This window comes from Bradyrhizobium sp. 63_E2_N1_3 (assembly GCF_052076005.1).
GTDB classification, from domain to species: Bacteria; Pseudomonadota; Alphaproteobacteria; order Rhizobiales; family Xanthobacteraceae; genus Bradyrhizobium; species Bradyrhizobium barranii.
Genome location: NZ_CP197235.1, coordinates 5,944,301 through 5,969,145, shown reverse-complemented (window position 1 = coordinate 5,969,145; position 24,845 = coordinate 5,944,301). Strand labels below are relative to the sequence as shown.

The following is a 24,845-nucleotide window of genomic DNA, read 5'->3' as shown; positions in this document are numbered from 1 at the left end:
CTTGCCGGGGCGGCGATGATGGTTTGCGAGCCGTCGCGCGCGGAAACGCTGTCCGAGGCGTTGGTCAGGGCCTATCAGTCGAGCCCGCAGCTCAACGCCGATCGTGCCCGGCAGCGCGGCACGGACGAGAACGTGCCGCAGGCGCTCGCCGGCTACCGGCCGCAGGTGGTCGCGAGCCTCAGCGCGGGTTTGCAGGCGGTCAGGAATACGCTGCCCGACAATACGATCCAGGGCGCGACACTGCGTCCGTGGACGATTGGCGTGACCGTCAGCCAGGTTCTGTTCAACGGCTTCAAGACCGCCAACAGCGTGCGCGTCGCCGAGTATCAGGTTCTGTCGGGGCGCGAGGCGCTGCGCAACACCGGGCAGGGCGTGCTGCTCGACGCCGTCACGGCCTATATGAACGTATTGGCCAATCAGGCGCTGGTCGAGGCGCAGCGCACCAACGTCGCCGTGCTGCGCGAGATCCAGGCGACGACGAAGAAGCGCCTCGATGCGGGTGATGTGACGCCGACCGATACGGCCCAGGCCGAGGCGCGCCTCAGTCGGGGCCTTGCCGATCTCAATGCCGCTGAGGTGACGCTTGCCATCAGCAAGGCGACCTACGTCCAGGTGATCGGCGGGCCGCCCGGTCAGTTGACGCCGGCCACGCCAGTCGATCGGTTATCGCCGGTGACGATGCCGGCATCGATCGAGACCGCCAATCACGAGCATCCTGCGGTGCTCGGTGCGGGATACGATGTGGATGTCGCGCAGACCACGATCAAGATCGCAGAAGGCAGTCTGCTCCCGACGGTTGCCGTACAGGCGAACGCCAGCCGCTCCAAGGATTCGGATTCCACGCTGAGCACGTTTGCCACCAATCAGGCCTCGATCCTGGGCCAGATCAACGTGCCAATCTATGACGGCGGCACCGCGGCCTCGCAGACACGACAGGCCAAGGAACTCGCCTCGCAAAGCCGTCTGGTGCTTGAGCAGGTCAGGAACCAGTCGCGGACGGCGGTTGTCGGCGCGTGGGTGTCCAATGAGGGCACCAAGGTCGCACTGACAGCGGCCGAGTCGGAGGCGAAGGCGGCAGACGTCGCATTGCAGGGCGTACGCCGCGAGGCGGCCGGTGGCCAGCGCACCACGATCGACGTGCTCAACGCCCAGCAGGACCTCACCGCGGCCCGTTCGCGTCAGATCCAGGCACAGCGCGACCGGGTGATCGCATCCTACACGCTGCTCAGCGCCGTCGGCCGGCTGGATGTCCGCACGCTCAATCTCGATACGCCGGATTATCTGCCGGAGGCCCACTATCACCAGGTGCGCGACGCTTGGCACGGCGTCCGCACACCATCCGGACAATAGGCGTTGGCGCCGCAGGAGGAATGAGCATGGTCGGCGGAAGGCGCGCACTCCCGGCTCTCGTTTTTGCCGTCGCGGCCGTGTTGGCCTCCACTTTCATGGCCAGCGCACAGGGTTTTGGCCGAGGCCGCGGCAACTCAGGTCCGCCCGTCGAAAGCCGGCCAAAGGTCGACGAGAAGGCTTACAAGGCCGCGCTGGACAGGATTCCGGTGCCTGACGAGAAGTATGATCCCTGGGGTGGCGCTCGCGCCACGGATACAAAGGCGTCCAAGAAGAAGAACTAGCGCACCGCCGGCCGACGAGCACTCGCCAGCATTGCGACGACCGTCATGGCCGCTAAACGTCTGCCGTTGCTCGCGACGGCGACTGATGAACTTCGGTTCTCGGGCAGTCGTGCCCACTATGCGGCGCCTATATGAGCGGACGCCGGGCTATCTCGATTTCCTATCCGATCACCCACATCATGCTTCCATGCGATATCCGTTCGTGGAGGCCAGGATGGCGAGGTGCCGATCACCATCGCAGCCGGTCTGCTCTCGAGGATCGAACCAATTCATTCCGGATTGACCGCGTTCTCACTCCCAAGAGTGCGAACCAAGAGTGCGAACGCGGGTATCGGCGGCGTCTGGCGAATCTTCGGGGGCAATATGGCAAGGGAATCGTTCGCTAGGCTGATGCTCCTCACTTATCGCGCCCTTGAGGTGCTGATGACGTTTCTGTTTCCGGCCTGGTACGGACCGTCCGCCAGATACCGGCCGGAAAATCATTACATGCGCGGCCCAGGGCCGAAATGGCGTGCGAAATATCTGGCCGAGTCTGTCTCTCCCCCCACGCGGTCGATCACATCTTCGCGTCCTCGACAGGAATGATCGCGCGCTCATGGCTGACCCGCGGCGCTGCCTCAGCCAGCCGGAAGATCAAATACCTGAAACTCCGGGTGGCAGCGCGCTTCGCGCGACGTTGAATTTGCCTTTCATGCGGCTCACATGTGGATGGAGTTGTTGTATGCTCGGTTAGCTATCAGCGCTGCGAGCGCACTCTGACGGGCTTGCTTTTCGGCCGACGTGTGTCGCCTGCCAGGCGGGAGTTCAAGTGGTGACGGATGTTGAATCGAAGCTGCCGCAGGACATCAAGCCGGCGCCTGATGCCGAGCCCCTTCTGGGTCCGGTAGCATCGGAACTGGCGCGCTACCTTGTTTCAATCGCCATGACCGCCGCCGCAACGGTCATCGCTGTCGGTATTGACAGCAGCGTCACTATCCCCAACCTGTCGCTTATCTTCGTACTTCCGGTGATCATCGCAGGTGTGAGTCTCGGCCTCGGTCCGTCACTCTGTTCGGCGATATCAGGTGCTCTGGCATTCAATTTCTTCCTGACCGAGCCACGCTACTCATTAGCGGTCGATGACCCCGCGAACATCTGGGCGATTGGGCTGCTGTTCGTGGTCGGGGTCATTGTGAGTGCAGTTGCCTTCACCTCCCGGCAGAGGGCGACCGAAGCGAAGCTGTCGAGAAGGCGCGCGACCTTGCTGCAAGGCTATTGCCGTGATGTCGTCGCGGCCGACAATACGAAGACGATCGTCTCGGTTACGGCCCGGGCACTGGCAACGCTTTTCCAGGTTCCCGTCATCGTGATGCTCGTTAGGGAGGGCAGGGTGGTTTCCCTCGAGCAAGTCGGAGACGTGGAGCCGCAGGAGGCCGAGTTGGAGGCGGCACGATCGTCCCTGGCGACTGGAACTGTCATACGCAGTGGCATCTACCCCAATCTGGCCTCCCGCTTTGATTTCTGGCCCGTGGAGACGGACGAAGGCCGGAATGCCGTGGTTGGAATCGCATTCGACCCTGATGAACGCCCTTCGTCACCGGATGCGCAGATCGACGTCGTCGTGCGCATCTTAGCCTTGGTGCTTGACCGTCAACATGCGCGGGTCAAACGCGATGCCCGACCGTCAGATTGAATCCGAACCATCCCGCGCTCCAAGCCTGCAACAAAATGAAGGCAGGCGATTTAAGGTGACGGGGTGGTGCACACCGCTCGACAGGTTTGGAGGAAGCTCGTTGTGAGCGTCGTAGCAGCCCATTTGTATCGTCATGGCAAGAAGGCAAAAGCCGTCTCATTGGACGAGCCTATCGATTGCAAGGGAAAATCCGAATTTGTCTGGATCGGATTGTTCGAGCCCCCAGAGCTGGAGCTTGAACAACTCGAGAAGAACTACGGACTTCATCCTCTTGCGATTGAAGATGCGCTGAAAGCGAACCAATTGCCGAAGGTCGACGTTTATGGCGACCAGCTGTTTGTGATGACGCGCACAGCCCATCTCGAGCACGACCGCATCGCCTATGGTGAAACCGCAATTTTTGTCGGGAAGAATTTCATCATCACGGTTCGGCATGGCTCGGCGCGCGCGCATAGCAATCTCCGCGCCCAGCTCGAAGCAGCCCCCAGCCTGCTGGGCTATGGCCCCGACTACGTTCTCCATGCCATCCTCGACTTTATCGTCGACGGCTATCTTCCGGTGGTCGAGACGATCGAGGAACGCGTTCTCAACATGGAGCAAAGCGCGCTCGACAGCTTTCTTAGCCGCGCGGACGTCAAACGGCTCTTCGGGCTTCGCCAAGAACTGATCCGCTTCCAGCGAATTATCGGCCCGATGACGGAGGTCTGCGGCCGGCTCGTTCACCTCGAGACGCCGTGTCTTGACGCCAACGCTCGGCCTTATTTTCAAGACGTCCTGGACCATGTGCGGCGCGTCGAAGCGATGGTGAACTCCCTGCGAGATGTTCTGACTTCGGTTTTTGAGGTGAGCAATCTGTTGGAGCAGCAGCGTCAGGGCGTGATCACGCGGCAGTTGGCCGCCTGGGCCGCCATACTGGCCGTACCGACCGCGATTGCCGGAATCTACGGCATGAACTTCGAAAACATGCCCGAGCTGAAGACGCAATACGGCTATTTTGTCGTCGTTGGCATTATCGTCGTATTGTGCGGTGTGCTTTACCTGCGTTTCAAGCGCGCTCGATGGCTCTGACGCTAGTGGCTCGTCGCATTTGCCGAGTTGGGCCATTTCATAGATCGCACCGCGGCAAAGCTCAGTTGTGGAAATTCGGAGAGCTCGCGACTCGTAGACATCTGCCACCAACACAAGACCGCCGTGAGTGCTGCGTACCACCTCTTCCCACTTGTGATCTCCCGCAAAACGTTCCGGCCAAATGTCGATCCGGTTTGCGCGAATTCGCCTTCAATGTGACCCGCGTAAAGGGCGAGCGCTGCGCGAGTGACGTGTACATGGGGTTCTCGTGTGCGTGGTGAGAATCCGAAGGCCAGATTTTCGCTTCCAATTCGGACATAGATGAGCCTAGAAGGAGCAATCTGCGAAAGCCTCGTCGTGCCAAATTTCTCAGTCGATCCAGTCACATACGGGGTCGATCTTAGATAAAATAGTTCAATAAAATGAATGACTTGCGTTGGAAATTTTCCGTGGCACCCATGATGGATTGGACCGAGAGTTTAAGAGTTTCAATTAGTTAGAGGGACGCGTGTGCATGACGTGTGCACCGGGAGATCAAGAAAAATCTCATCACGGCCAATGTGAGATTGTAAGCAGGTCAGGCCGAATGGATGAGGCAGACGCTGGGGAATTATTCGGTCGTTGCCGAAGGAGGGGACGATCTCTGGTCTGAGAAAAGTCTCTGGATCGACCGACACGCGGCCGTCAGCCGCGCTCAGGCCACCAAAGCAACGTGCCCCCATTGAGCGCGTTTCGAGCTTCGTCGTGGCTGCGCTCAACGACGGCAATTGCCTGTCGCTGCCGAGAAGCGCTGGTAGCGCTAGTCTCCTGGGCTCGCTAAAGATATCGCCGCACGCTTGGAGCCGTTGTTGCAGCCGGTTCTTCACACGCATCGCGGCGGCACGCCCGAAGCGCCGCAGCGGCGGCGGAAACGAACGAGGCATTCTCGGCAAAATATGCTCCGCCGGCTACAGAATTTCCGGAAAAGACAAACACCGTTCGCCGGCAGAGCACCGTCGAGGTCCGTCGCGCCGCGAGCACACTGTCGGGCTCGTCAAACAATAACGCCGATCGCTCCATCAGCGTCTAGGATCGTTGGAAAGCCGTTCGCGGCCTGAATGGCCTTCGCCTTTTCCAGCAGCTCGATGAGGTCAATGCCACGCTTCTTCGCGATCTCAATCAGTTCGGCCTTGTCGCTGTTCACCGACGTGGCGCCCCCGAGAAATGCGGAGGCCTCGAATGAAGTCCGCATCCGAACCCAATAGCTCGAATAGGCCGCCGCTTGAGAGAACATCTGCGGTCGACTGCCATCGGTCATCGCTGCTTGCCAACGTCGCGAGCCACCGATAGAGCCTCTCCGCGCCTTGCGGGAGCGACTTCTTGATATGCTCACGGACGATCCCGATTGAATTGTTCGCAACTACAAATTCCAAGTTCGCTTCTTGCTCCGCGATGATCCGCAGATCTTTCGACCGCGTCCCAAACAGGGATGACAGTTGTGCTTTTCGCTCTTCGCTTAGATTGCCTTCAAAGAGGACATATACGAGTTCGTTCTCCTTCCTTCTGATATGCTGTCGAAACTACTGCCGAACCATGCTGATCCGTCGCCTCGTGTCGCCCATCCAGGTTCATCCTTGAGGGATGATCATGTGGTCGTCAGTGTCGCGAGCCGGGCTTGCGGTGGACGCGGCAGCGTCGGGTGCGAATGGCAAAGGGCGGGCCGGATTGCTCTGCGTGAGCCCGAGGCTTCGTGCGGACGAACGGCGCTGACAGGCCCGTCTCGCCAGTAGTTTTCGGGCTCCGTCGACAGGGCTGGAAAATCTGCAGCGAACATGGCGAGCCGCGCGTACGGCAAAACCGTGTGGTCCTTTCCGCCAGCTATTTCTTCAGTCTGTTGAAAACGGCGTAAGTAATGGAAAACGTAGGCATATTCCGACTGTTTCCGGATCGACGAAGGGCCCGCCCGAACCTGCCGGGCCCTAATAGGCCCTAGTTTCACATGGCGCTGGCGCGGGCCGGCCTCGTCCCCTGCGCTGTGCGGCCTTCGTGTGGCCTTGCGCCTGCCGTCTGCCGCGTCGTGCTGATGCGGAGCGCGATAAAAGAGCCTGTGTCAATCGGTCAGGTTGAGCGTCTTATCGGCGCAGACGTTGATGCCGGAGGCATCCGTCGACTGGCCGTCGTCGAACGTCCCGCGCAGATCGAAGCGGCAATCGCTGGCCTGTGGCAGTTTAGCCGACGCTTGCTTGCCGGATTTCAGCGGGCCCAGTACTTCCTTCCAGTCTGGCGACCCGGACTTGGCCGCCTCCAGCTGGACTAGATCCGCTTTGCGCGAGTTCGTCACGGTGACGGTGACCGCGCCCGCCTGTTTCGCCTTGGGCTTCGGCGCGGCCTGCGCGGCGGTAAGGCCGAACAGAGTTGCTCCCACGAGCGCTGCAGCGAGTGTCCGAGTGTTCATCGGATTGTCTCCGTTTGGCCCCCAGCAGCGACGGTCTCATTCTTCAACGCGAAGCGGTCCCGGTTATGGCCAGTTCGCGTGTTCCATAGATCAAGGTGAAGGAACTCTTTCAGCCCTGTAGCCCCGGTGCGCGCTGCCTGCCGTCCTGCGAGGTCGAACTGTCCGCGTTTTCAACGGCCGTCGCCCGCGCATTGTGAGGGGGCGCAGGATGACTTCTGCCGCACCATCGATGCGGCGCGCACGCCTGATGGCGTCTCGCCGAAGTGTCGACGGAACGAGCGATTGAAATGAGAAACATCACCAAAGCCGACTGCAAACGCGATATCGATGATGGCCAAATGCAGATGGTGCGGGTCAGTCAACATCGCGAAGGCACGCTCAAGCCGACACGCTGCAAGGTGCTCGGTGAACGACTTTCCGGTCTCTTCGAGCAACTTTTGCACGTATCGCCGCGACATACCGAGCGCTCCAGCAACATTGTTCAGATCGACATTGGGATCGCCGAAGCGTTGCGCGACCTCCGCCAGGATCGCCTGCAGCTTGGCTGCCTTCACACCACGCTCCGTAACGAGGTTTGCAGCTTCGACGGTCGGCCCGAGCGTCGCGGCCACAAGATCGAGGAGATGTGTGCCGACGGTGGAGGCGAGTTTTGATGACGGAGGTTCTTTGAAGGATGCGAGCGATTGCAGGTAGAGGTGGAGCAGGCGAAGCGCCGGTCCAGGACGCACCGGCCGACCTGATAGATCTTCCGGCTGTGCAACCAGCGACCTAAGGGCGGCAGCCGGCACGGTCACGAATTTGACGCTGGCGCCACGCGACCCAAATACTCGCAGCAGCCTTCCCCGGTCAACCAAACAAGCGGCGCCGGCATCATAGACATGTTCCTGGCCAGCATTTGCAAATTGGACCGGGCCAGCTTCGACGATGTTAAGTCCGAATTGGTCACGGCTATCCTTGAGGTGGCGTTTGTGACGGATAAACTCCACCGGCGTGGTGACAATGCTACAAACGCCAACCGGGCCGAGCGGCAAGTAGGTGACATTGATACGCGGGCGGCCGCCGCTGTGATCTATCACGTCCAAGGCGAGGTTCAGCCGCGTAAACTCTTCACGGAACGTGGAGAACCTTGTTCGCTCCGGCAGCATCTCAGTCGACCATCGCACAAGGGGAGATGACGTTGGCATGCCGGCCTCCCGTTTCGGTGCCCAACCACGCAAGAACGACTGAGCGCCCGAACGAAATCTGTAAATTCCTCGAATGACGCCAAGACTGAGACAATATCGGACCGCAGCTTCGCTGCAGGTGTGAGGTGGATTACAAATGGAGGTAGGGACCTCAAGAAAATGATGAGGAATTTCCCGTCAGGCTTTCGATGCTGACACGGTTCGCATCGAGGTTGCTATGATGCGCGAAATGCCGCAAGGGCACGAAGAATTTGCGTGTGCAACTTTCAGAATGCGCATGTGTGATCCATAGCCGATACGACTGGCGTCCCTCCTCAAAAGGTGAAGAAAACGCCGTGCCTAAAGGCCGCCAACCGAGACGGCTTGCTTCTTTAGCAAGCCCACATCATCCGCGAGCTGCGGGCGGCCGGAAAAGCCAGTCTACGTTCCATTGCAGAGGAGCGGAACGAAGCCGGCAACTCGGTTGCGCGCGCGGAAGGCTCAGTTTGCTCGGTTCAGCGGTTGCGAGTGTCTTGACCATCGCAAGATCGAATGGGGTTGGGATAGAAGCAGCGATGCGGGCCCGAATGGGATCGCCCAAAAATGTCACTGCAATCGTGATCATCACTACAGATACTAGGACTACGAGCACATCAGTCATGATGCGCCTCGAAAAGTGCTTCGTCATGATTTGAACCCCTCACAACCAATGACGCGCGCGTGCGCAGCTATAATCAATTTCGCATGCAAATGGGTATGTGAATGGGAGTTCGCCGCACGTAGCGGATCGTCCCTTTATAGCGCAGCAGTCACCAACTATGAAGCAGCGATCCAGACCCAATTTAGCGGATGCGTCAAAACTGATGTCCTCGCAGGACGCTATAGCTTCCACGTCGTGCATCGCACGGACACGACAGGATGGTCGAGGGTCCTATGGAGGGCGACGAAAAGCGCGGGGACCGTGCGACCGAACCTATTGAGAATATCTGGCGCGAGAAAATCCGTGGTTGCAGTTGCAGAGGACATGCATCTGTTTCGGACGCGCGCTCATATCATCGCGCTAGGCGGTCTACCTTGAACTGAGACATTGTGCCGCAACCGATTTGTAAACTGTGGTTGAGGTTCGTCTTGCGTGCCAATGTTCTCATCACGCCGGGCTCAAGCGACTGAGCTGGTTATTCCATCGAGATCGAGGAGTAAATTTCATGGCGCAAATTCTTGCTCATAACCTCAAACCCGCCGCGACTTGGGGTTCCGGCGGCGCGTCCTACGATACCGTGAGCCAAAGTATAGCAGACGCCATTGATCACGTCGTGAATCGAATCTGGCCGCAACCGGGAGAGCGCATCCTTGACGTTGCGACAGGCACGGGCTGGACTGCGCGGCGGTTATCTAATCGAGGCGCAAAGGTGACTGGTATCGATATTGGTGAAGGCGTTATCGAGGCGGCGAAACTGATTGCACCGGAGATCGACTTCAAGGTCGGCGATGCCGAAGCGCTGGAATTTCCGGATCAAAGCTTTGACTGTGTGACTTCGACGTTCGGTGTCATGTTTGTCTCGCGCCCCGAGGCTGCAGCTGCCGAGGTGGCACGTGTCACGCGCAAGGGCGGGCGACTGGGGTTGGTCACTTGGCTGCCTGGCAGTGCGGTTGAAGAAATATTCCAGACAATGCGGCCATACATGCCGCCACCGTCTGACAATCCTCCTCCTTCGCCATTTGCGTGGGGCCGGGAAGGCCGCGTTCGGGAATTGCTTGGCGATACATTCGATCTGGCCTTTGAACCTGGCACCACGGTACTCCGCATGCCGAGCGGCCAAACGGTATGGGACATATTTGTGACTGGCTATGGTCCGACAAAAACACTGGCCGCATCGCTCGACCCTGAAAGGCGCACGGCACTTCAACGAGTCTTCATCGCGATGCATGAGAAGCACCGCTCGCCGGTCGGGTTAGCCCTGCCGCGCGACTATCTCTGTACGATTGGAACTCGAAAATAACGCACCCGGCACTGCGTGCCCATCAGCCATCCTGCGCAACGCATCCGCAGTCGACCAAGCGTCCCATCATCGACCTCGACGCGAGCGCGTCAACGCGGGGGCCTCCGTTGTGTCCGGCACGTTGTCCACCGCAATCGGTAGCGGCTTGCCTCTCCCGCTCGGGGCGGCGCATCGCCGCGCAGCCGGAGCTATCACCGAGGAGTAACACCAAACTTGAGGGGCACAACGGGTGGGGTTAGGCTTCCGGCGAAGTGAAGAAGCAATGGCCTGATATCCCGGCGGTGGTTTACATGCGCCATACGATTAAGACCGCACCAAACGTCGTCATCCTCGAGGCGTCACACGCGCGGCGGGGATTTGCAATTTCCTGGATCGCCCGAACCCTCGTCGCGGCGGCACTCATCGGGTTCTGTCTCAACGCCGACGTCGTCGCCTATGTGGCGCGATACGCCACTCAGCAGGAGTTGTCTAAGCTCATCACGATCGTCCCGCCGGTCATGGCGCAACAGACGCCATTGTCGAAGGACGACGAGGCGGCGCAGCTCAAGCAGGCGATCGACAGCGCGACAGCGGAACTGCGGCAGTCTCTGCAGCAAGAGCACGCCAGGGCCGAGGCGCTCGAAAAAGAACTTGTGAAGGCATGGCGGTACGTCGGGAAACTGCTGTCGAGGCCCAACGGCGAGGCGCACCAGTTCAGCCAAGCGGTCGACAGCGCGACGGCGGTGCTGTGGCAGTCTCTGCAGCAGGAGCACGACAGGGCCGAAGCGCTTGCAACCGAACTGGCGGACGCGCGGCGCTCCATGGAACAGAAACCTGCCGTTGTGGAAGAGACGCCCGGTGTCTCCTTGCCTGCCTGGGCAAACAGCTACGCCGCCTTCGTGAACCCCGCCCAGACCGCAGGTCAACCGGACGTGGCCACGGAGAACAGCAAATCGGCAATTAAACCAGGCGAACCAGCTCGCGTTGAACACAAACCGCGCGGGGGCTACGGCTGCCAGCACTTTCAGACTTACGATCCGGCATCCGGAACTTACATCGGCTATGACGGACGGCGGCGTTCCTGCCCATAAGTGCGGGGCGGTGTTTCGGCAACAAGTCTAGCTGACCTGCCGCTATGGCAGCGAGATGCAGCCTCCCTCACTCGTCTGCTGCGGCTTCCTGACGACGTCACCGAACGTGTCGTCTTGTCGATCCAACCGAAGGCCATGCCGGTGATCCTGACCACCGTTGAAGAACGCGATGTCTGGATGCGCGCGCCGTGGCACGAGCCAAGGTTTTGCGTTGCGCACAAGCGAGCCAAGGCGTTCTTTGACCGAGGGGGAGGGGAGGGAAAAGTTGCGGAAAAGAATGCTTATGCGAATGAGATGATCGTACCAGTTGGTGATCTCGAAAAACGTTGCCCTTCTGAGCATCCCACTTTCCAAGTTGGCCGCGTGCTCTCTCCAATCACGAGTTTCCTCGGACCCGAAATCGCGGCTTTTACTCGCTGCCTGTCGGCGTCCTCCGAGATCAAAGTACCGCGAACGCTTTCGTACATCGTCGCGAGACCGCCGCTTCAGCCCTATCAAGTTCAGGAGGAAGGTGGCATTAGCTTAACCAGCCGTCGATCGAACTGGCAGCAGCTCAAGGCCGCGCTTCGGTCTGTTCGCTGGGACGTCTCTAGAGATTTGGTGTTGCCCAAGTTGAGGAGCGCGCCCGCGCCAATCACGATTGCTCCGAAAAAGTCACGTTGTGGTGACGACGGAAGGTGATGCTACCTGAAGTGAGCTGACTATGTTATGCGTTGTAGCACTCCAGGGGGGAATCCCAACAGGAGCTAACTATGACAAGAAAACTGCTCGTCGCTCTCGCTGTTCTCACTCTCTCCGTTACTGCCGCCTCGGCAACGCACCATCATCGCCACGCGATGAACACTCATGCCGCTGTTCCGGAATCGCCATCGCCCATGGGCTGGGCGGGTGGTATGAACGCAAACGATCACGCCATGTATCTCAAAAATCTTCACGACTCAGGTTACAACCCGAAGAATGATCGCGATGCGACCGGGAACGTGGCCACGCAGTAGAAATCGCAGAGCGGGTTAGCGATTGTCTGCCGGGACTCGAAGACCGAAAGTGGACGCGTAATCCGCCGCTCGGTATCCACCAGGCATGAATCGTGGGTGGGAAGGCGTTAGGCTAACCCACCCGCAATCATTGCTGCGCAATCACTTCACCGGCCGCTTCTCGAGCCTTCTGGCCAGAGTGCGCCTGTACACGCCGAACCGGCTAGCGCAAACGGATCGACGTCCGCGCCTAGCTCTGCCACCAGAAATGACACGCGATGCACCATGAGGCCGGATGCTCCATGAGGCCGGCTGATGAGGTGAACGTCGCGGCTCAGCCGGTCCAGCTTGGCGATGATGATCGGGGCTGCGCTTGTCTTGCCACCTCGATCGACCTTACGAGCTCGCTTCATGGCTGCCGCGAGTTCAGGCAGGCGCTCCAAAGCATCGGCTCCCTTGCCAGTATCGACTTCGCGGTGCTCCGCCGCGATGCTGTAGCTGTGCTGTGCGCAGAACACCTTGATTGCAGAATGTTGCGCTTCCCGGCCGAGACCGCTGCGCTGGGCAACCACTATGTCAGCGTTCGGCATTGAAGCGGCAGTCGACCTCCGTAGTCGTCATCGACGGCTTATGACCCAAGGCGGTCATTGGGCGACCATCACTCGCACTCGCCGAGGGGCACGTGGATCAGCTAGGATCCCTTCGGGCGCAACGAACGCCACGCGGCGAATCGCCGAAGCGAGCTCGGAACAAGCGATTGAAATGCGAAACATCCGAGAAGCCGACCTCTAAGGCGATATCGGAAATTAGCCGCGCGCTGGCGCTGGAATCGGTCAGCAGTTTGAGCGCTCGTTGGAGGCGTAACTCATTCACGTGCCCGGTGAACGATGATCCTGATGATGCCATCAGGCGCTGCAGATAGCGAGGTGAGATGCCTTGGCAACGAGCTACCATCTCGACGCTGAGTCCTGGTTCTTGAAAGTGTGTCTCGATGTAATCAAGGGCGGCGCCGTGGCGCGCAGTCACGACAGCGCTCGCACTGCTCTCGCCCAAGGGAGCGCACTCGACGATTGCGAGCGCCAGGAGATCGTGGATGTGAGTCACGACTGCATCTCGCAGCTTCGGGGTGGCCAGAACACTCTCATTAAATGCCGACTTGAGATAAGCCATGAGAAGTCGGAGCGCTTCATTTCGGTGAGAAATCGGCCGCATGGCGCGGCTTTCGACGTTCGTCACGCGCTGTGCAAGCGCGTCGCGCGGTACGGCAAGACCGAATAGCAATCCGTCGACATAGGTGACGGTGACCGGCTCGGAATGCAGAATTGCGATGGCGTCGCTGGCGTTAAGCTCGATTTCTTGACAGCGCTGCGATAGTTGACTTTTGCCGGGAGAACAGAGGATGACTCCGATCGAGTCATCACCATCAGCGATGCTCGCCTGCAAGCGCTTGAAACGCATAGGGGAGCCTTTCAGCGCGAGCCTGCGCAAACCTCGGATCGCTTGCAGCGTTGCGTAGGCCTGAAACGGTGCGTTCGATAGAGGCTCAATATCAGCGTGGACTATGCCTCGCCCAAAGTCCTCGCGCCATAGCGGGATTCGCATCCGCTCCGGAAACTCCCGCGTCGAGAATCGATGTGATACGAATTTGGCTGCGTCCATAGACATGGGGACCTCCAGCCTTGTTGGACATCGGGACAAAATGCGACAAACTCACCGGTATCTGCATTTTGCAGTTCGCGCACCGAACTTGTTTGATCTGTGCGCAAGAGTCCAAGAAGCTACGCCATTGGCCTGCTAGTCTCGCTCAGCTAAGTTCAATGCTGATGTGAACTCGTTCACTTAGCGGCCAGAAATTAGGTCTATAGTGATTGCGAAGGCCGTGGCGTCAAAAAATCTCCTTTAAGAGGAGGCGGTCGTGATGGCTCTATTTCTGATTGCCGTTATCGGATCTAGTTTAGATATCCTTGGCGGGGTGAACCCGTAAGCTCCGCTTCTATGACTCTCGCGATTGATCGAACTCAACGATCCGCGGACAGACTGTCCTGCAGCACTAGACGTTCTCTGATACCGATTTCGTGTCGCGCCTCGTCGGCCACATCGTCGTCATCCGAGTTCGTCGGACACAAACTACTCCGGCGCCGTTGATATTTGCCGCCGGTTGAAATGGTCGAAATCTATCGTCAATGGTGATGATCAAGCGAGGGTTCGATCATGTCCACCCTAGTGGAGATGTTTTACCGTGAGTATTGTCGTGCCCGCCTCGCCGAAATGCGGAAGCAGCTTCTGATACCGGTTGCCAGCGACGACATATTGCAAACGTTTTGGGAGGACGGCGAACCTTCCGGCCCAGGCAATCAAAGCTCCGGCTGGCCAACGAAAGAGCCTCCAACCATCAGGTAGCTCGGGCTCGTAACCGCATCGTTTGGTCGGATACCCCGCTCGGCACCCCAGCCCGGAGCAGCAGAGCCTCTCATCGACCGATGTGCGAGTACGCCGGCAGGTCAAACAGATGCACGATCGAACTCACACCTCGAAGCGATTGATCGGCGAAACTCCGCCGGAGTTCAGGGGGGCTGGCCGCGACCTGCGCATCGATGTCTGTCGCGGGATCGCGCTATGGTGGATCTTTCTTGATCATGTTCCCAACAACATCGGAAGCTGGCTGACACCGCGCAACTACGGCTTCTGCGATGCCGCCGAAATATTCATGTTCATTTCGGGCGTGACCTGCGCGCTGGCCTACGGCAGGGCACGTCAGCGCGAGGGCTGGAGCGGCATGATTGGTCGTTCGCTGCGGCGGGGATGGGACATCTATGCCGCGTTTCTGCTGCTCACGCTCGCTTGCACCGTCCTCGTCTACCTCGCGGGCAGCGATCGGCTTGCTGACGAGAGCAATACGCGGATTCTGCTCGCTCATCCGGGCGCGACGCTTGCGCATGCCGCAATCCTGCAATATCGCCCTGTCAACACCGACGTCTTGCCGACTTTCGTCATCTTTCACGTGTTGTTCGCGCCGCTGTTGTGGCTGCTGCTGCGAGCACCAAACGTTACGCTTGGTGTTTCGCTGTTGCTTTATGCGCTCGTGCACATCTTCGGCTGGAGCGTTCCAGCCTGGCCCAACGGCGCCTGGTTCTTCAACCCGTTGGCTTGGCAGCTTTTGATCGTGCTGGGCGCGTGGTGCGTCATCGAAGGGGAGAGGGTCTGGCCCTGGGTGACGTCGCGCACGACGCTTACTCTTGCTGTTGTCTGTCTGGTTTTTGGCCTGGTCCTGACGCTGAGTTGCAGCGGCAAACCGCTGGTCCCGCAAAATTTGACGTCCCTGCTCTTCCCGCTGGATAAATCGAATCTCAGTCCGTTCCGGCTGCTGCATTTCTTGGCTCTTGCAATTGTGGTGCTACGGTTCGTTCCTCACGATTGGCGCGGGCTATCGACGCCAGTCATGCGCTGCGCGAGGTGCTGCGGTGAGAATTCGCTGCCAATCTACTGTCTCGGCGTCCTCCTGGCGCTGGCCAGCCACCTGACGCTGCTTGACATTTCGGGCCGGCCTGCGATGCAGATCGTGCTCAGTCTTGCTGGAATACTCGCGATGATTGTCGTCGCGATGCTGCTGAACCGGATCAGCGTCAGACGCAGTCATTATCCCGGGTGGACGCAGTCGACCAAGAAGATCGCGCCGGTGTTTTCTAGCTGGCAGGTTGCGGATGGAGCGCGCAGGGAAGCTCTTGGCCCTTAGCTGACGTATTGGTCACGGTGTCGGCTTTTGACCCGTTTCGGACTTGGACTAAGAGAGCCTGGGTGCGGAGCGTCTCCCGCTCCTTTCGCCTTCATAACCGCAATGCACTCATCGATCAGCTGGTCGGACATGGCTACTGTCGTCGGCAGCTCCGACAAGGCGCATGCGTTGGCCGAGCGTCTCTCGTCCGAGACCGGCTTGCCGCTCAAGTTGCGTTGGGAGCCTGACTGACGCAGTCCTTCCCCCAGAACGAGTTGGTAGCGCTTATTAACAGGGAAAGGAGAAGTACCTGCCGCGGTTATCAGTACTTCCGCCACGCCCGCGGCAAAATGTTTGACTCTCGAATCGCGGACGGTGACCCATCTTCTTCGAAGGGGCTGTTGCCGCGTGGGGTAGGGCACTCACTATGTCCGCTATCGGGACTAAAGCGGCAGTCGCCCTCCGTAGTCGTCGTCGACGGCTTATGACCCGAAGCGGAAGTCGCTGTTGAAAGCAATGCGCCCGCAATCCATCGGTCCGCCGGCACCTCACACCTCACGCTCATGTGTCCGGCGAGGCCGACATTTCCATTGAAGTACGATCGTAATTTAATATTATGACCGTAATTGCATTCGGCTGAGCCGCCGTTGGGCGGCGGCGGCGGGGTGCCGCCCAGCAGCTCCTTTGCGAGGATTTCATGGATGACACGACCACAGCTTCACCCCGCATCGCATCGCGAGAAACCACAGATGTCGACTCGCTTGGGCTCGCAACCGCTGCAGCAGCGATTCGCAACGGCGACATCACCTCGGAGGCCTACACCGCGGCGCTCTTACAGCGCGCCCGAGCGCTTGCCGAGCTGAACGCCTTCATCACTATCGACGAGGCCGGGGTGCTCGCGGCCGCGAGGGCCGCAGACAAATCGCGTGCGGCCGGATCGGCGGCCCCGCTCCTTGGTGTGCCGCTTGGGGTGAAGGACAGTTATTTGACGAAAGGGCTACCTACCAGCCTGGGCGTCGAAGGCCTCGCTCACTTCGTGCCGCGCGAAGATGCCGACGCTGTCCGGGCCATTAAGGGGGCAGGCGCCTTGGTCTTCGGCAAGAACAACCTCGTCGAGATGTCATACGGCTTGACTGGTCACAACGCACGTTATGGCCAGGTGAAGAATCCGCACGCACGAGATCGCGTGTCGGGCGGCTCCTCGAGCGGCTCCGCCGCATCCGTGGCCGCCGGCATCGTTCCCGCGTCCTTGGGCGGTGACACCGTTGGGTCCATCCGGGTACCCGCATCGTTCTGTGGGGTCGTGGGCTTCAAGCCAACCACTGGACGTTGGCCACGCGACGGCGTTGCGCCGATCTCCCATACGCTCGATACGACGGGCGTGTTCGCCCGAAACGTCGAGGACTGCATTTTGGTGGATCAGGTCGTGACCGGTGAACAAGCTGCGGAGTTCTCCAACGGCGGCTACGACCTGAAGGGAGTCCGGCTGGCCTTCGCGCCGCGACAGTTCCTGGATCTGGTGGACTCGGAAGTCGAGACCCGCTTCCGCGAGGTGGTTCGGCGCTTGCAGGACGCCGGCGCCGAGATCGTTGAAGTAGATCTTGGCGACGATTTCAATTCCCTCGTCCAAACCGCAACATGGGGCATCTTCGCTCATGAGACGATGGGCGAAATTTCGGAATTTCTTCGCCGCCATGACATTCCGACCACGTTCGAGGCCATTTATGAGGGCCTTAAGCCCCAACTTCGGCAGGCGTGGGGGCACATCGTGCTGCCGGGGGGCGCAGGTGCTACCTCGGCAGAGGCCTATCAGACTGCGCTCGACGTGAGCCGGCCGGAAATCCAGCGCCGACTCAACTCGGCGTTCGTCTCTCATGGGGCGCTGGTCATTCTGCAACCGACCACGCCCTGCACAGCGCCTTTGATCGAGGAGCAGGCGACCGTCCATATAGCGGGGCAGGATGTTAGCTACCTCGCTTTGGCGAACCACACCGTGTCGGCAAGCAGCGTGGGGCTGCCCGGTATCAGCCTTCCTGTTGGCTTGTCTCGCGCGGGGCTGCCGATTGGGCTCGAACTGGATGCCCCCTTAGGGAGCGACCGGAGGCTTCTAAACCTCGCCCGCGGCATCGAAGGCATCTTGGGCGCCAAATAGAGTGCGATCTAACGTCGTGGCCGCTTCGCGTGGCGAAGGGGGCCCTGTTGGAAGAGGCTGCAGCCTAACGGCTGCGGGATATTGGTGAACTGGAGAAAAGATGCGTTTCGAGAAAGGTCATAAGGCAGCGACGCGACGGCACATCATCGATGTGGCGTCGAAGTGCATGCGCCGAGACGGTATCTCCGCCGCCGGGATCGCTGGGATCATGGGCGAGGCCGGCCTGACCAAGGGCGCATTCTCTCCGCACTTCGAGTCCAAAGACGCGCTCGTTCGCGAGGCGCTGGCGAGCGCGCTCGGCGACCAGCAACATCGCCTCGATGAGGATCACCGGAGGGGCCTGGACCTTGAGGGCGCGATTCGGAGATACCTGAACCGCGCTCACCTCGAAGACCCGACGGGCGGGTGCCCCTCGGCGGCATTGCTCCCCGAAATCGCCCGACAGCCCCTGTCCACCAGGAAAGACTACGAGAAAGGGCTGCGAAGCTACGTTGCAACATTGGCCGCGCTGCTTCCTGACGCAGATGCAGGAGCGAGCCGCCGCCGCGCGACCGCCATCTTCGGCCTCATGGTGGGCACCCTTCAGTTCGCACGGGCTATGCCCAATGCTACGCAGGCAGAGCAGATCTTGGAAGGCGGCGTTGAGGCCGCCTTGCACTTGGTACGAGTTGCATCTTCCTAGACTAGGAAGCCGGTAGAGGCTCAGCATGGAGATCGTCATCCGCGAAAAATCCGAGGTCGGCTTCTAGCCCGTGTGAGACATGCCGGGGCGGTCTGACGATGTCCGGTCACAGGGGTAGACCTGAAGAGAACGGCACGCGGCCAAAGTGAGGCGATTGATCCGAAGGCGACGTTCGGCCGGCGACCGCAATGATAGCCTTCGTGAGGATCAGGGCCATGACTTCCCACAGCCGGGACAATCGTCAGAGCGCGACTGTTTCCTCGACCACATGTTTCAGCGGCGTCCCCTCAGCGGACAGGGTCATTCGTAGTTTGAGCTTGCCACCCTTCACCTCACCGCTACGCACTAGGTTCTCAATTTCACGCTGCGATGTAACTCCGACATGCTTCAGAAATTTACGGATAGCCATATTGAAGCGGTCTTCATCGAACTCGGCGGTCATGGCTGTTCTCCCTGATCGGGCAGGTAAAGTCTAACACGAGGCGAGCAATGACGAAACACCGAGGCCCCGCTCGCGTCGCCGCCGACTTCCTCCTCAACCTGATTGCCTGCAACCTCGGTCCGAAGCTGAAGACTACACCTGGAAGCGAAAGTCTCACTCAGTGGGGTGCTTCCGCTCGTGGCCCAAGCGGCCGACCCGGCATGTCCGCTAGATGTCCGCTCCTTTTGGGCCAAGCGGACTCGATATGCTCAACCTGAGTTCTTCTGTGCGTGACCCGAAGCCGACCTTGCGCCGATGCCGGAGGCGCGGTGCGGGCTCGAAAATAAATTCGTAGAGCATGTCGTTTTGGCGGTCCGCCGTTCGACTGGGTGTCGGCGGAGCCACTTCGGTTGTGGCTGGAGCTCACAATGTGACTGATTAGCTATCAGATCAATGATCTTGCGGAGGTTGGCAATGACGATCTCGCTTCGATTTATCGAGACAAATGGCATTCGAATGCACCTGGCCGAAGCAGGGAGCGGCCCCACCGTGCTTCTCTGCCATGGCTTTCCGGAGTGCTGGTATTCGTGGCGGCACCAATTGGAAGCGCTCGCTGCCGCCGGATATCGCGCCATCGCGCCCGACATGCGTGGTTACGGGCAGACGGACAAACCGGATGCGATCGATCAATACACTCTATTGCACTTGACCGGAGACATGGTCGGATTGCTCGACGCGATCGGCACGGATCAAGCAGTCGTTGTCGGACATGATTGGGGAGCGCCGGTCGCTTGGCGCTGCGCTCTGTTTAGACCGGATCGATTTAGGGCTGTCGTTGGCTTGAGCGTGCCGTTTCCGGTGCGTGGTCCCGACCGACCAAGCACTGTCATGCCGAGGGCCGAAAAGCAGCGCTTCTATCAACTGTATTTCCAGACGCCGGGCGTTGCCGAGGCAGAACTCGAAAAAGACGTCCACAACGCAATCAAGACGACATTGTTCGCCCTATCTGGCGATGCGCCGGTTGAAGATCCTGCGTCGCTCACGATGCTTCCTAGTGAGGGGGGGGTGGCTTTATGGGAAGCCTACAACCCAATCATTGCCGCCGTGGCTCACGGACAGTGACATCGAATTTTACGTTGAGGAGTTCAAGCGCACCGGCTTTGGAGGAGGTTTGAATTGGTATCGCAACATTGATCGCAATTGGGAGTTGCTCGCACCATGGTCCGGCGCAAAGGTTCAGGTCCCGGCACTCTATGTCGTTGGCGATCGAGACGGGGTTTACAGATCGCCGAGTTGGAGCCATCTCGTCCCTAGCCTGAAACAGTTCGTGCCCTTGCTTCGCGAGACAATAGTCTTGAAAGGTTGCGGTCATTGGACTCAGCAAGAGCGCGCCAAAGACGTAAGCAATGCGCTCCTGGAATTCCTGAAACAGTTATAGATCGCGAACGAGGACTTGCGTAGACGCGGCAAGCAACGCAATGTCGCGTTTTGGCCCGTGTGAGACATGCCGGGGCGGTCTGACGATGTCCGGTCACAGGGGTAGACCGGAAGAGAACGGCATGCGGCCAAAGTGACGCGATTGACCCGGAACGGACATTCTGAGTGTTGAAAGTCGCGCGCCAAGTTCCACTAACTCGGCGGGTTGCAGGTATCAGCGCTGACAAGGGCAATCGGCCTGACGCACAGTGTCTTCGTTCCATTCAATGAAGCCATCGGCATTCTTCGAAGGTGCGCGAAACATTTTCGCATCCCTGTAACTTGAGTTAATCGTGGGGCCTAATCGAAAGGTCGCGATATGGAACCGACCAGCAGAATATCGGACCACATCGATCATAAGACTGCCCGGTCGATCTGTGACGAGGTGGGTGACAGATTGCAACAGAACTTATCTCTCGAAGCCTCGCCTCTGCCGCAGTACCTCGAACGCCTAGTCGATGAATTGCGCAAACAGGAGCGTCATCCAATTGATGGCGTCGCAGCGCCCGCTAACCGTTTCCTTCATGCGACGCGACGGGTAGTCGCGGCCGTCTGAGCGCGTAAAGAAGAAGCCGTCGCCGCGCTCAACCCGGCGGCGGCTTTTCCGCTAATCTTGTCAGGTATGCCGCCGCTCGATCTTCCTCGTCTCACCACGTGCCTTCTCGGCCGCGTCATCCGCCAAGGCCCAGAGCAGCCGCATCCCGGCCGATGGCCCGAAGTCGGCTTCTGACCCCGGCAGACGTTTACTGGGTTAACTTTTGTTCTGGCGTCGCTCTGGTTCCGGGTGCACACTGGTTCTCTCACCGCTCGGCACCGTGCTTTGATCGGTGATGAGAACGCCGGTTGCGCTCCCGCCCAATTCACGCAGGGAAAGGAGAGTGCCATGGGACGACGCTCACAATCCCACATTGACGACAATCTGGACGTGGAAAGAGCCCGCATCATAGCGGAACTGAAAAATACGCCGCCAGGACCGCAGCGTGATCTTCTCGAACTCAAACTGCGCCAGCTCGAAACCGTTTCTCATATAGACGGATGGCTAACGTCGCCGGGCCTACAACCCCCGGAGGAATAAGGCCGTCTCAGGCCAACCGAGGAATAGATCAATGAATTCGACTCATCGAACGATTTGAAAACGCGAGTGCATGTAAACACGCAGTAACTCAAAATACGGGCTTCAAGCATTGGACGGGCAGCAGAAGCAAGAGTACCGCGCATATATTATGGGCCTCGACGGACATATCGAGGTTCGCATCGATCTAATGTGTGAGGACGAAACCGAAGCCAAGAAACGCGCCAGATCCTTAGCTGACGGGTGCGACGTAGAGCTATGGTGTCAAGATCGAAAGATTGCGGAATTTAAGAGTGAGTAAGGCCGCCTCAGTTGGCGGCCTCTTTCGTGCTCACCATCCTGCTACGTCACCTTCTGGCCCTTAGCTGCCGTTCACGGGGATGGCCGCTGCGTCTGCTCTTCTGGGAAGACCGGACGCACGACAAGGCTGGCCGATACAGCCGGTTTTGACCCGCTGCGGACATTGACCGGCTCATAAGACAACATTGCTGTCACACCAAATCTCGTTTTTTCTAAACACCTTTCCAGGAATGAGGTAAGCCGGAGTTAACATGTTCGGCTGGATTGGGAGCTCGAAGGCGTAGCTTGCAGGAGATTTCTATGGCCAACTTGATGATCAGGATTGTGACGCTGGCAACGTGTTCGATTGCGCTGATCGCTGCGTTCTCGGTCACTCCGGCTGTTGCGGCCCCGGGCACTGAGCCAGGTGGCAGTGAGGCAGACTATAGCGGAATGGGGCAACGCTCCGCTTATCCACCTTCGTCATACCCGAAGCGGTCGGGCAACAAGGCCACTCACCAGCCCAAGGCCAAAAAAGCCAAGCAGTCCCTGTTCGACGACCCCGCCTTTGCTCATGGGTACCGCGCAGCTTATTCGGCGGTCTACGACCGCACTGACTATGCCTCTGCGATTGAGCAGTTGAAGACGCTCGGCCACGACGATCACCCGAATGTGGCCAATCTGATCGGCTACTCCTATCGCAAGCTCGGCCACTACAAGCTTTCGCAGGTCTGGTACGAGCGCGCCCTGAAAGCAGATCCGAACCATGTGCTGACCTGGCAATATTACGGCCTATGGCAGATCGAACAGGGCAACCGCGATCAAGCGCAATATCATTTGAGTCGAATCGCGACGATTTGCGGGACTGGCTGCGAGGAGTACCGGTCGTTGGCCGCCGCGCTAGAGAAGCCGCCCGGCACTAGCCTGGTTTATTAGCACGCTTTGCAGCGGCGGTCAGAGCTCGGCGCTAACGCGACGGGTGAGGCTATGTCTGTTCATGGTCCATCAGCGAAGTGGCGACACCTTTCGTTGAGGTCCGCTTGGTGGGGTAGAGCGGACTGACTTTGCTCACTCTGAGTTCTTCGCATTCTGACCCAAAGGGGTCATCGCGGCTTCTTGTCTTGCGGGATCACGGAACGAAGGCGATCATGCTTGAATATATTCTAGCTCCCAGGACGCCCCCATGCCCACGCTTGCCCTTGCGTTGCTCGCGGCGCTGAAAGACCACGGCGCCCACGAGATTTTCGGTATTCCCGGCGATTTCGTGTTGCCGCTGTTCAAGGTCATCGAAGAAAGCAACATCCTGCCAAATTTCACGCTGAGTCATGAGCCGGCGGTCGGTTTTGCGGCGGATGCGTCGGCGCGATATCACGGCGGCCTCGGCGTTGCCGCCGTGACCTACGGCGCCGGCGCTTTCAATATCGTCAACTCAATCGCGGGGGCATATGCGGAGCGCTCACCGGTAGTGGTGATTGCGGGCGCGCCAGGCGCGCGCGAGCGTACCAGTGGCTTTCTTCTGCATCATCAGGGGCGGACTGTCGATACGCAGCTAGCCGTGTTCAAGGAAATCACCTGCGATCAGGCGGTGCTGACCGATCCCGTAACCGCACCTGCGCAGATCGCGTGGGTGTTGCGCAGCGCACGGGAAATGTCGCTGCCGGTTTATCTCGAATTTCCTCGTGACATGGCGGCGGCCGAGGTCGAGCCCATCGTAGCGCTGCCGCCGCGGCATGCGGTTGCTGGTGCGCTCGCCGAATGCGTCGAAGAAATCCTCGATCGCATCCAGGCGGCTGCCGCTCCGGTCGCGGTAGTCGATGTCGAAATCCGGCGCTATGGCCTAGAGGACAAAATCGCTATTTTGGCGCGCAAGCTGAAGCTCCCTCTGGTGACCACCTTCATGGGACGCGGACTTCTCGAGCACGCTCCGGACGTCGTAGCCGGCACCTATCTCGGCGCGGCTGGCGATCCCGCGATCACCCGGCTGGTAGAGGATGCCGACCTAGTGCTGATGCTAGGCGTCATCCTTTCGGACACCAATTTCGCGCTCTCCAACCGGGCGCCTGATCCACACCGCACCATTTTAGCCTCAAGCCGCGAGGTGCAGATCGGTTATCATTGCTTCCGCAACATGCCGCTCGCCGGCCTGATCGAAGGGTTGGAGGCGCGCGCCAAGCCAAACGGGCCGCGGTCCCATCTGCTGTCGCTGAAGCAGCGCGCCGTCTATCCGCGGGGCCTGCCTGCCGATGACGCACCGATCTCGCCATCAGATGTCGCGACTGCGATCAACGACCTTTTCGACCGCCATGGCAAGATGTCGATGACGTCGGACATCGGCGACTGCCTGTTCACCAGCATGGAGATCGACAACACAGCACTCGCCGCGCCCGGCTACTATGCCGGCATGGGCTTTGGGGTGCCCGCCGGCATCGGCGTCGCGGCCACGGGATTGCGGCCGCTGATCCTGGTGGGCGACGGCGCGTTCCAGATGACCGGCTGGGAGCTCGGCAATTGCCGCCGCTACGGGTTCGATCCGGTTGTCGTGCTGTTCAACAACAAGAGCTGGGAGATGCTGCGGGTGTTCCAGCCGGAATCGCGCTTCAACGATCTCGATGACTGGCATTTTGCCGATATCGCGGCGTCGATCGGCGGTGTCGGCGAACGGGTCACCACGCGCCGCGAGCTTGCCGCTGCGCTCGATCGCGCGGTCAAGCGGCGCGGGCAGTTTTCGCTGGTCGAGGTGATGCTGCCTCGCGGCGCGACATCGGACACGCTGGCGCGTTTCGTTTCCGGCTTCAAATCCGTCCGCGAGCGCATGGCGAAGGCGTAAGGGGCTGCACGAAGAGTGCGAAAAATGGCGGCTAAATGATCAGGTTTTGGCCATCAGCGAAGTGGTGACACCGCTCACTGTGGTCAGCTTAGTAGGGCGCAGCGGACGAGGTTTGCTTACGCTGAGTTTTTCGCTTTTTGACCCGAAGCGGACCTTTAAGTGCCGCCCGGTCCGGACTAGCAGCAGGCCACTGAAACCCTGCAAGCGCGTCT

General features: G+C 59.6%; 20 protein-coding genes and 1 pseudogene. 15 read left to right on the top strand and 6 right to left on the bottom strand.

From position 1 onward, the window contains the following. Positions 1 to 15 precede the first annotated feature (15 nt). The 4 genes from AB7531_RS28760 (at position 16) to corA (ending at position 4,371) form a co-directional block, all read left to right on the top strand. Positions 16 to 1,350 (top strand): TolC family outer membrane protein, encoded by a 1,335-nt coding sequence (locus tag AB7531_RS28760; protein WP_231145242.1) that lies wholly within the window; start codon positions 16 to 18, stop codon positions 1,348 to 1,350. 26 nt (positions 1,351 to 1,376) lie between these two features. Then, entirely contained in the window at positions 1,377 to 1,631 is a 255-nt protein-coding gene (locus AB7531_RS28755) for a hypothetical protein (protein WP_063986492.1), read from the top strand. Positions 1,632 to 2,442: 811 nt separating this feature from the next. Then, on the top strand, positions 2,443 to 3,303 hold the full coding sequence (locus AB7531_RS28750) for a DUF4118 domain-containing protein (protein WP_063986491.1): 861 nt from the start codon (positions 2,443 to 2,445) through the stop codon (positions 3,301 to 3,303). Between the two features lie 102 nt (positions 3,304 to 3,405). Continuing rightward, positions 3,406 to 4,371, top strand: coding sequence for a magnesium/cobalt transporter CorA (corA, locus tag AB7531_RS28745; protein ID WP_063984149.1), 966 nt, complete (start codon positions 3,406 to 3,408; stop codon positions 4,369 to 4,371). 1,033 nt (positions 4,372 to 5,404) lie between these two features. Here corA and AB7531_RS28740 read toward each other — a convergent pair. From AB7531_RS28740 to AB7531_RS28730, 3 genes are all read right to left on the bottom strand, one after another. Then, entirely contained in the window at positions 5,405 to 5,668 is a 264-nt protein-coding gene (locus AB7531_RS28740) for a hypothetical protein (RefSeq protein WP_187387751.1), read from the bottom strand. A 792-nt stretch (positions 5,669 to 6,460) separates the two neighbouring features. Beyond that, positions 6,461 to 6,805 carry a hypothetical protein gene (locus tag AB7531_RS28735; RefSeq protein ID WP_014493348.1) on the bottom strand — a complete coding sequence of 115 codons (345 nt, stop codon included), beginning with the start codon at positions 6,803 to 6,805 and terminating at the stop codon, positions 6,461 to 6,463. Between the two features lie 170 nt (positions 6,806 to 6,975). Then, positions 6,976 to 7,989, bottom strand: a complete 1,014-nt coding sequence (locus tag AB7531_RS28730) for a helix-turn-helix transcriptional regulator (protein WP_084795203.1) — start codon at positions 7,987 to 7,989, stop codon at positions 6,976 to 6,978. Between the two features lie 1,184 nt (positions 7,990 to 9,173). On the opposite strand from AB7531_RS28730, the gene AB7531_RS28725 reads away from it, so the two are divergent. The 4 genes and pseudogenes from AB7531_RS28725 (at position 9,174) to AB7531_RS28710 (ending at position 12,033) form a co-directional block, all read left to right on the top strand. After that, on the top strand, positions 9,174 to 9,968 hold the full coding sequence (locus tag AB7531_RS28725; protein ID WP_063984146.1) for a class I SAM-dependent methyltransferase: 795 nt from the start codon (positions 9,174 to 9,176) through the stop codon (positions 9,966 to 9,968). Between the two features lie 251 nt (positions 9,969 to 10,219). Further along, complete coding sequence (locus AB7531_RS28720; protein ID WP_187387750.1) at positions 10,220 to 11,038, top strand: BA14K family protein; 819 nt, start codon at positions 10,220 to 10,222, stop codon at positions 11,036 to 11,038. An 82-nt stretch (positions 11,039 to 11,120) separates the two neighbouring features. Next, positions 11,121 to 11,242, top strand: a pseudogene (locus AB7531_RS28715) (SOS response-associated peptidase); the annotation flags it as partial. Positions 11,243 to 11,790: 548 nt separating this feature from the next. Further along, positions 11,791 to 12,033, top strand: a complete 243-nt coding sequence (locus AB7531_RS28710) for a hypothetical protein (RefSeq protein WP_187387749.1) — start codon at positions 11,791 to 11,793, stop codon at positions 12,031 to 12,033. Positions 12,034 to 12,179: 146 nt separating this feature from the next. On the opposite strand, the gene AB7531_RS28705 is transcribed toward AB7531_RS28710, so the two are convergent. Together AB7531_RS28705 and AB7531_RS28700 are read right to left on the bottom strand one after the other, a co-directional pair. Then, positions 12,180 to 12,602, bottom strand: coding sequence for a recombinase family protein (locus AB7531_RS28705; RefSeq protein WP_187387748.1), 423 nt, complete (start codon positions 12,600 to 12,602; stop codon positions 12,180 to 12,182). A gap of 97 nt (positions 12,603 to 12,699) precedes the next feature. Continuing rightward, positions 12,700 to 13,677 (bottom strand): AraC family transcriptional regulator, encoded by a 978-nt coding sequence (locus tag AB7531_RS28700; RefSeq protein WP_063984142.1) that lies wholly within the window; start codon positions 13,675 to 13,677, stop codon positions 12,700 to 12,702. A gap of 844 nt (positions 13,678 to 14,521) precedes the next feature. On the opposite strand from AB7531_RS28700, the gene AB7531_RS28695 reads away from it, so the two are divergent. The 3 genes from AB7531_RS28695 (at position 14,522) to AB7531_RS28685 (ending at position 18,558) form a co-directional block, all read left to right on the top strand. Then, positions 14,522 to 15,745, top strand: coding sequence for an OpgC family protein (locus tag AB7531_RS28695; RefSeq protein WP_283018609.1), 1,224 nt, complete (start codon positions 14,522 to 14,524; stop codon positions 15,743 to 15,745). A gap of 676 nt (positions 15,746 to 16,421) precedes the next feature. After that, positions 16,422 to 17,876 (top strand): amidase family protein, encoded by a 1,455-nt coding sequence (locus tag AB7531_RS28690; RefSeq protein WP_283018610.1) that lies wholly within the window; start codon positions 16,422 to 16,424, stop codon positions 17,874 to 17,876. 100 nt (positions 17,877 to 17,976) lie between these two features. Continuing rightward, a complete protein-coding gene (locus AB7531_RS28685) occupies positions 17,977 to 18,558 on the top strand; it encodes a TetR/AcrR family transcriptional regulator (protein ID WP_063984139.1) in 582 nt (193 codons plus the stop codon). A 241-nt stretch (positions 18,559 to 18,799) separates the two neighbouring features. On the opposite strand, the gene AB7531_RS28680 is transcribed toward AB7531_RS28685, so the two are convergent. Next, positions 18,800 to 19,000 carry a DUF6494 family protein gene (locus AB7531_RS28680; protein ID WP_027548237.1) on the bottom strand — a complete coding sequence of 67 codons (201 nt, stop codon included), beginning with the start codon at positions 18,998 to 19,000 and terminating at the stop codon, positions 18,800 to 18,802. Positions 19,001 to 19,453: 453 nt separating this feature from the next. On the opposite strand from AB7531_RS28680, the gene AB7531_RS28675 reads away from it, so the two are divergent. From AB7531_RS28675 to ipdC, 4 genes are all read left to right on the top strand, one after another. Next, entirely contained in the window at positions 19,454 to 20,101 is a 648-nt protein-coding gene (locus AB7531_RS28675; protein WP_245328451.1) for an alpha/beta fold hydrolase, read from the top strand. 1,237 nt (positions 20,102 to 21,338) lie between these two features. Continuing rightward, positions 21,339 to 21,530: a hypothetical protein gene (locus tag AB7531_RS28670; protein WP_155795049.1), complete on the top strand. Its 192-nt coding sequence runs from the start codon at positions 21,339 to 21,341 to the stop codon at positions 21,528 to 21,530. A gap of 597 nt (positions 21,531 to 22,127) precedes the next feature. Further along, complete coding sequence (locus AB7531_RS28665; RefSeq protein ID WP_063984137.1) at positions 22,128 to 22,742, top strand: tetratricopeptide repeat protein; 615 nt, start codon at positions 22,128 to 22,130, stop codon at positions 22,740 to 22,742. A gap of 247 nt (positions 22,743 to 22,989) precedes the next feature. Then, positions 22,990 to 24,633, top strand: a complete 1,644-nt coding sequence (ipdC, locus tag AB7531_RS28660; RefSeq protein ID WP_063984136.1) for an indolepyruvate/phenylpyruvate decarboxylase — start codon at positions 22,990 to 22,992, stop codon at positions 24,631 to 24,633. Positions 24,634 to 24,845 lie beyond the last annotated feature (212 nt).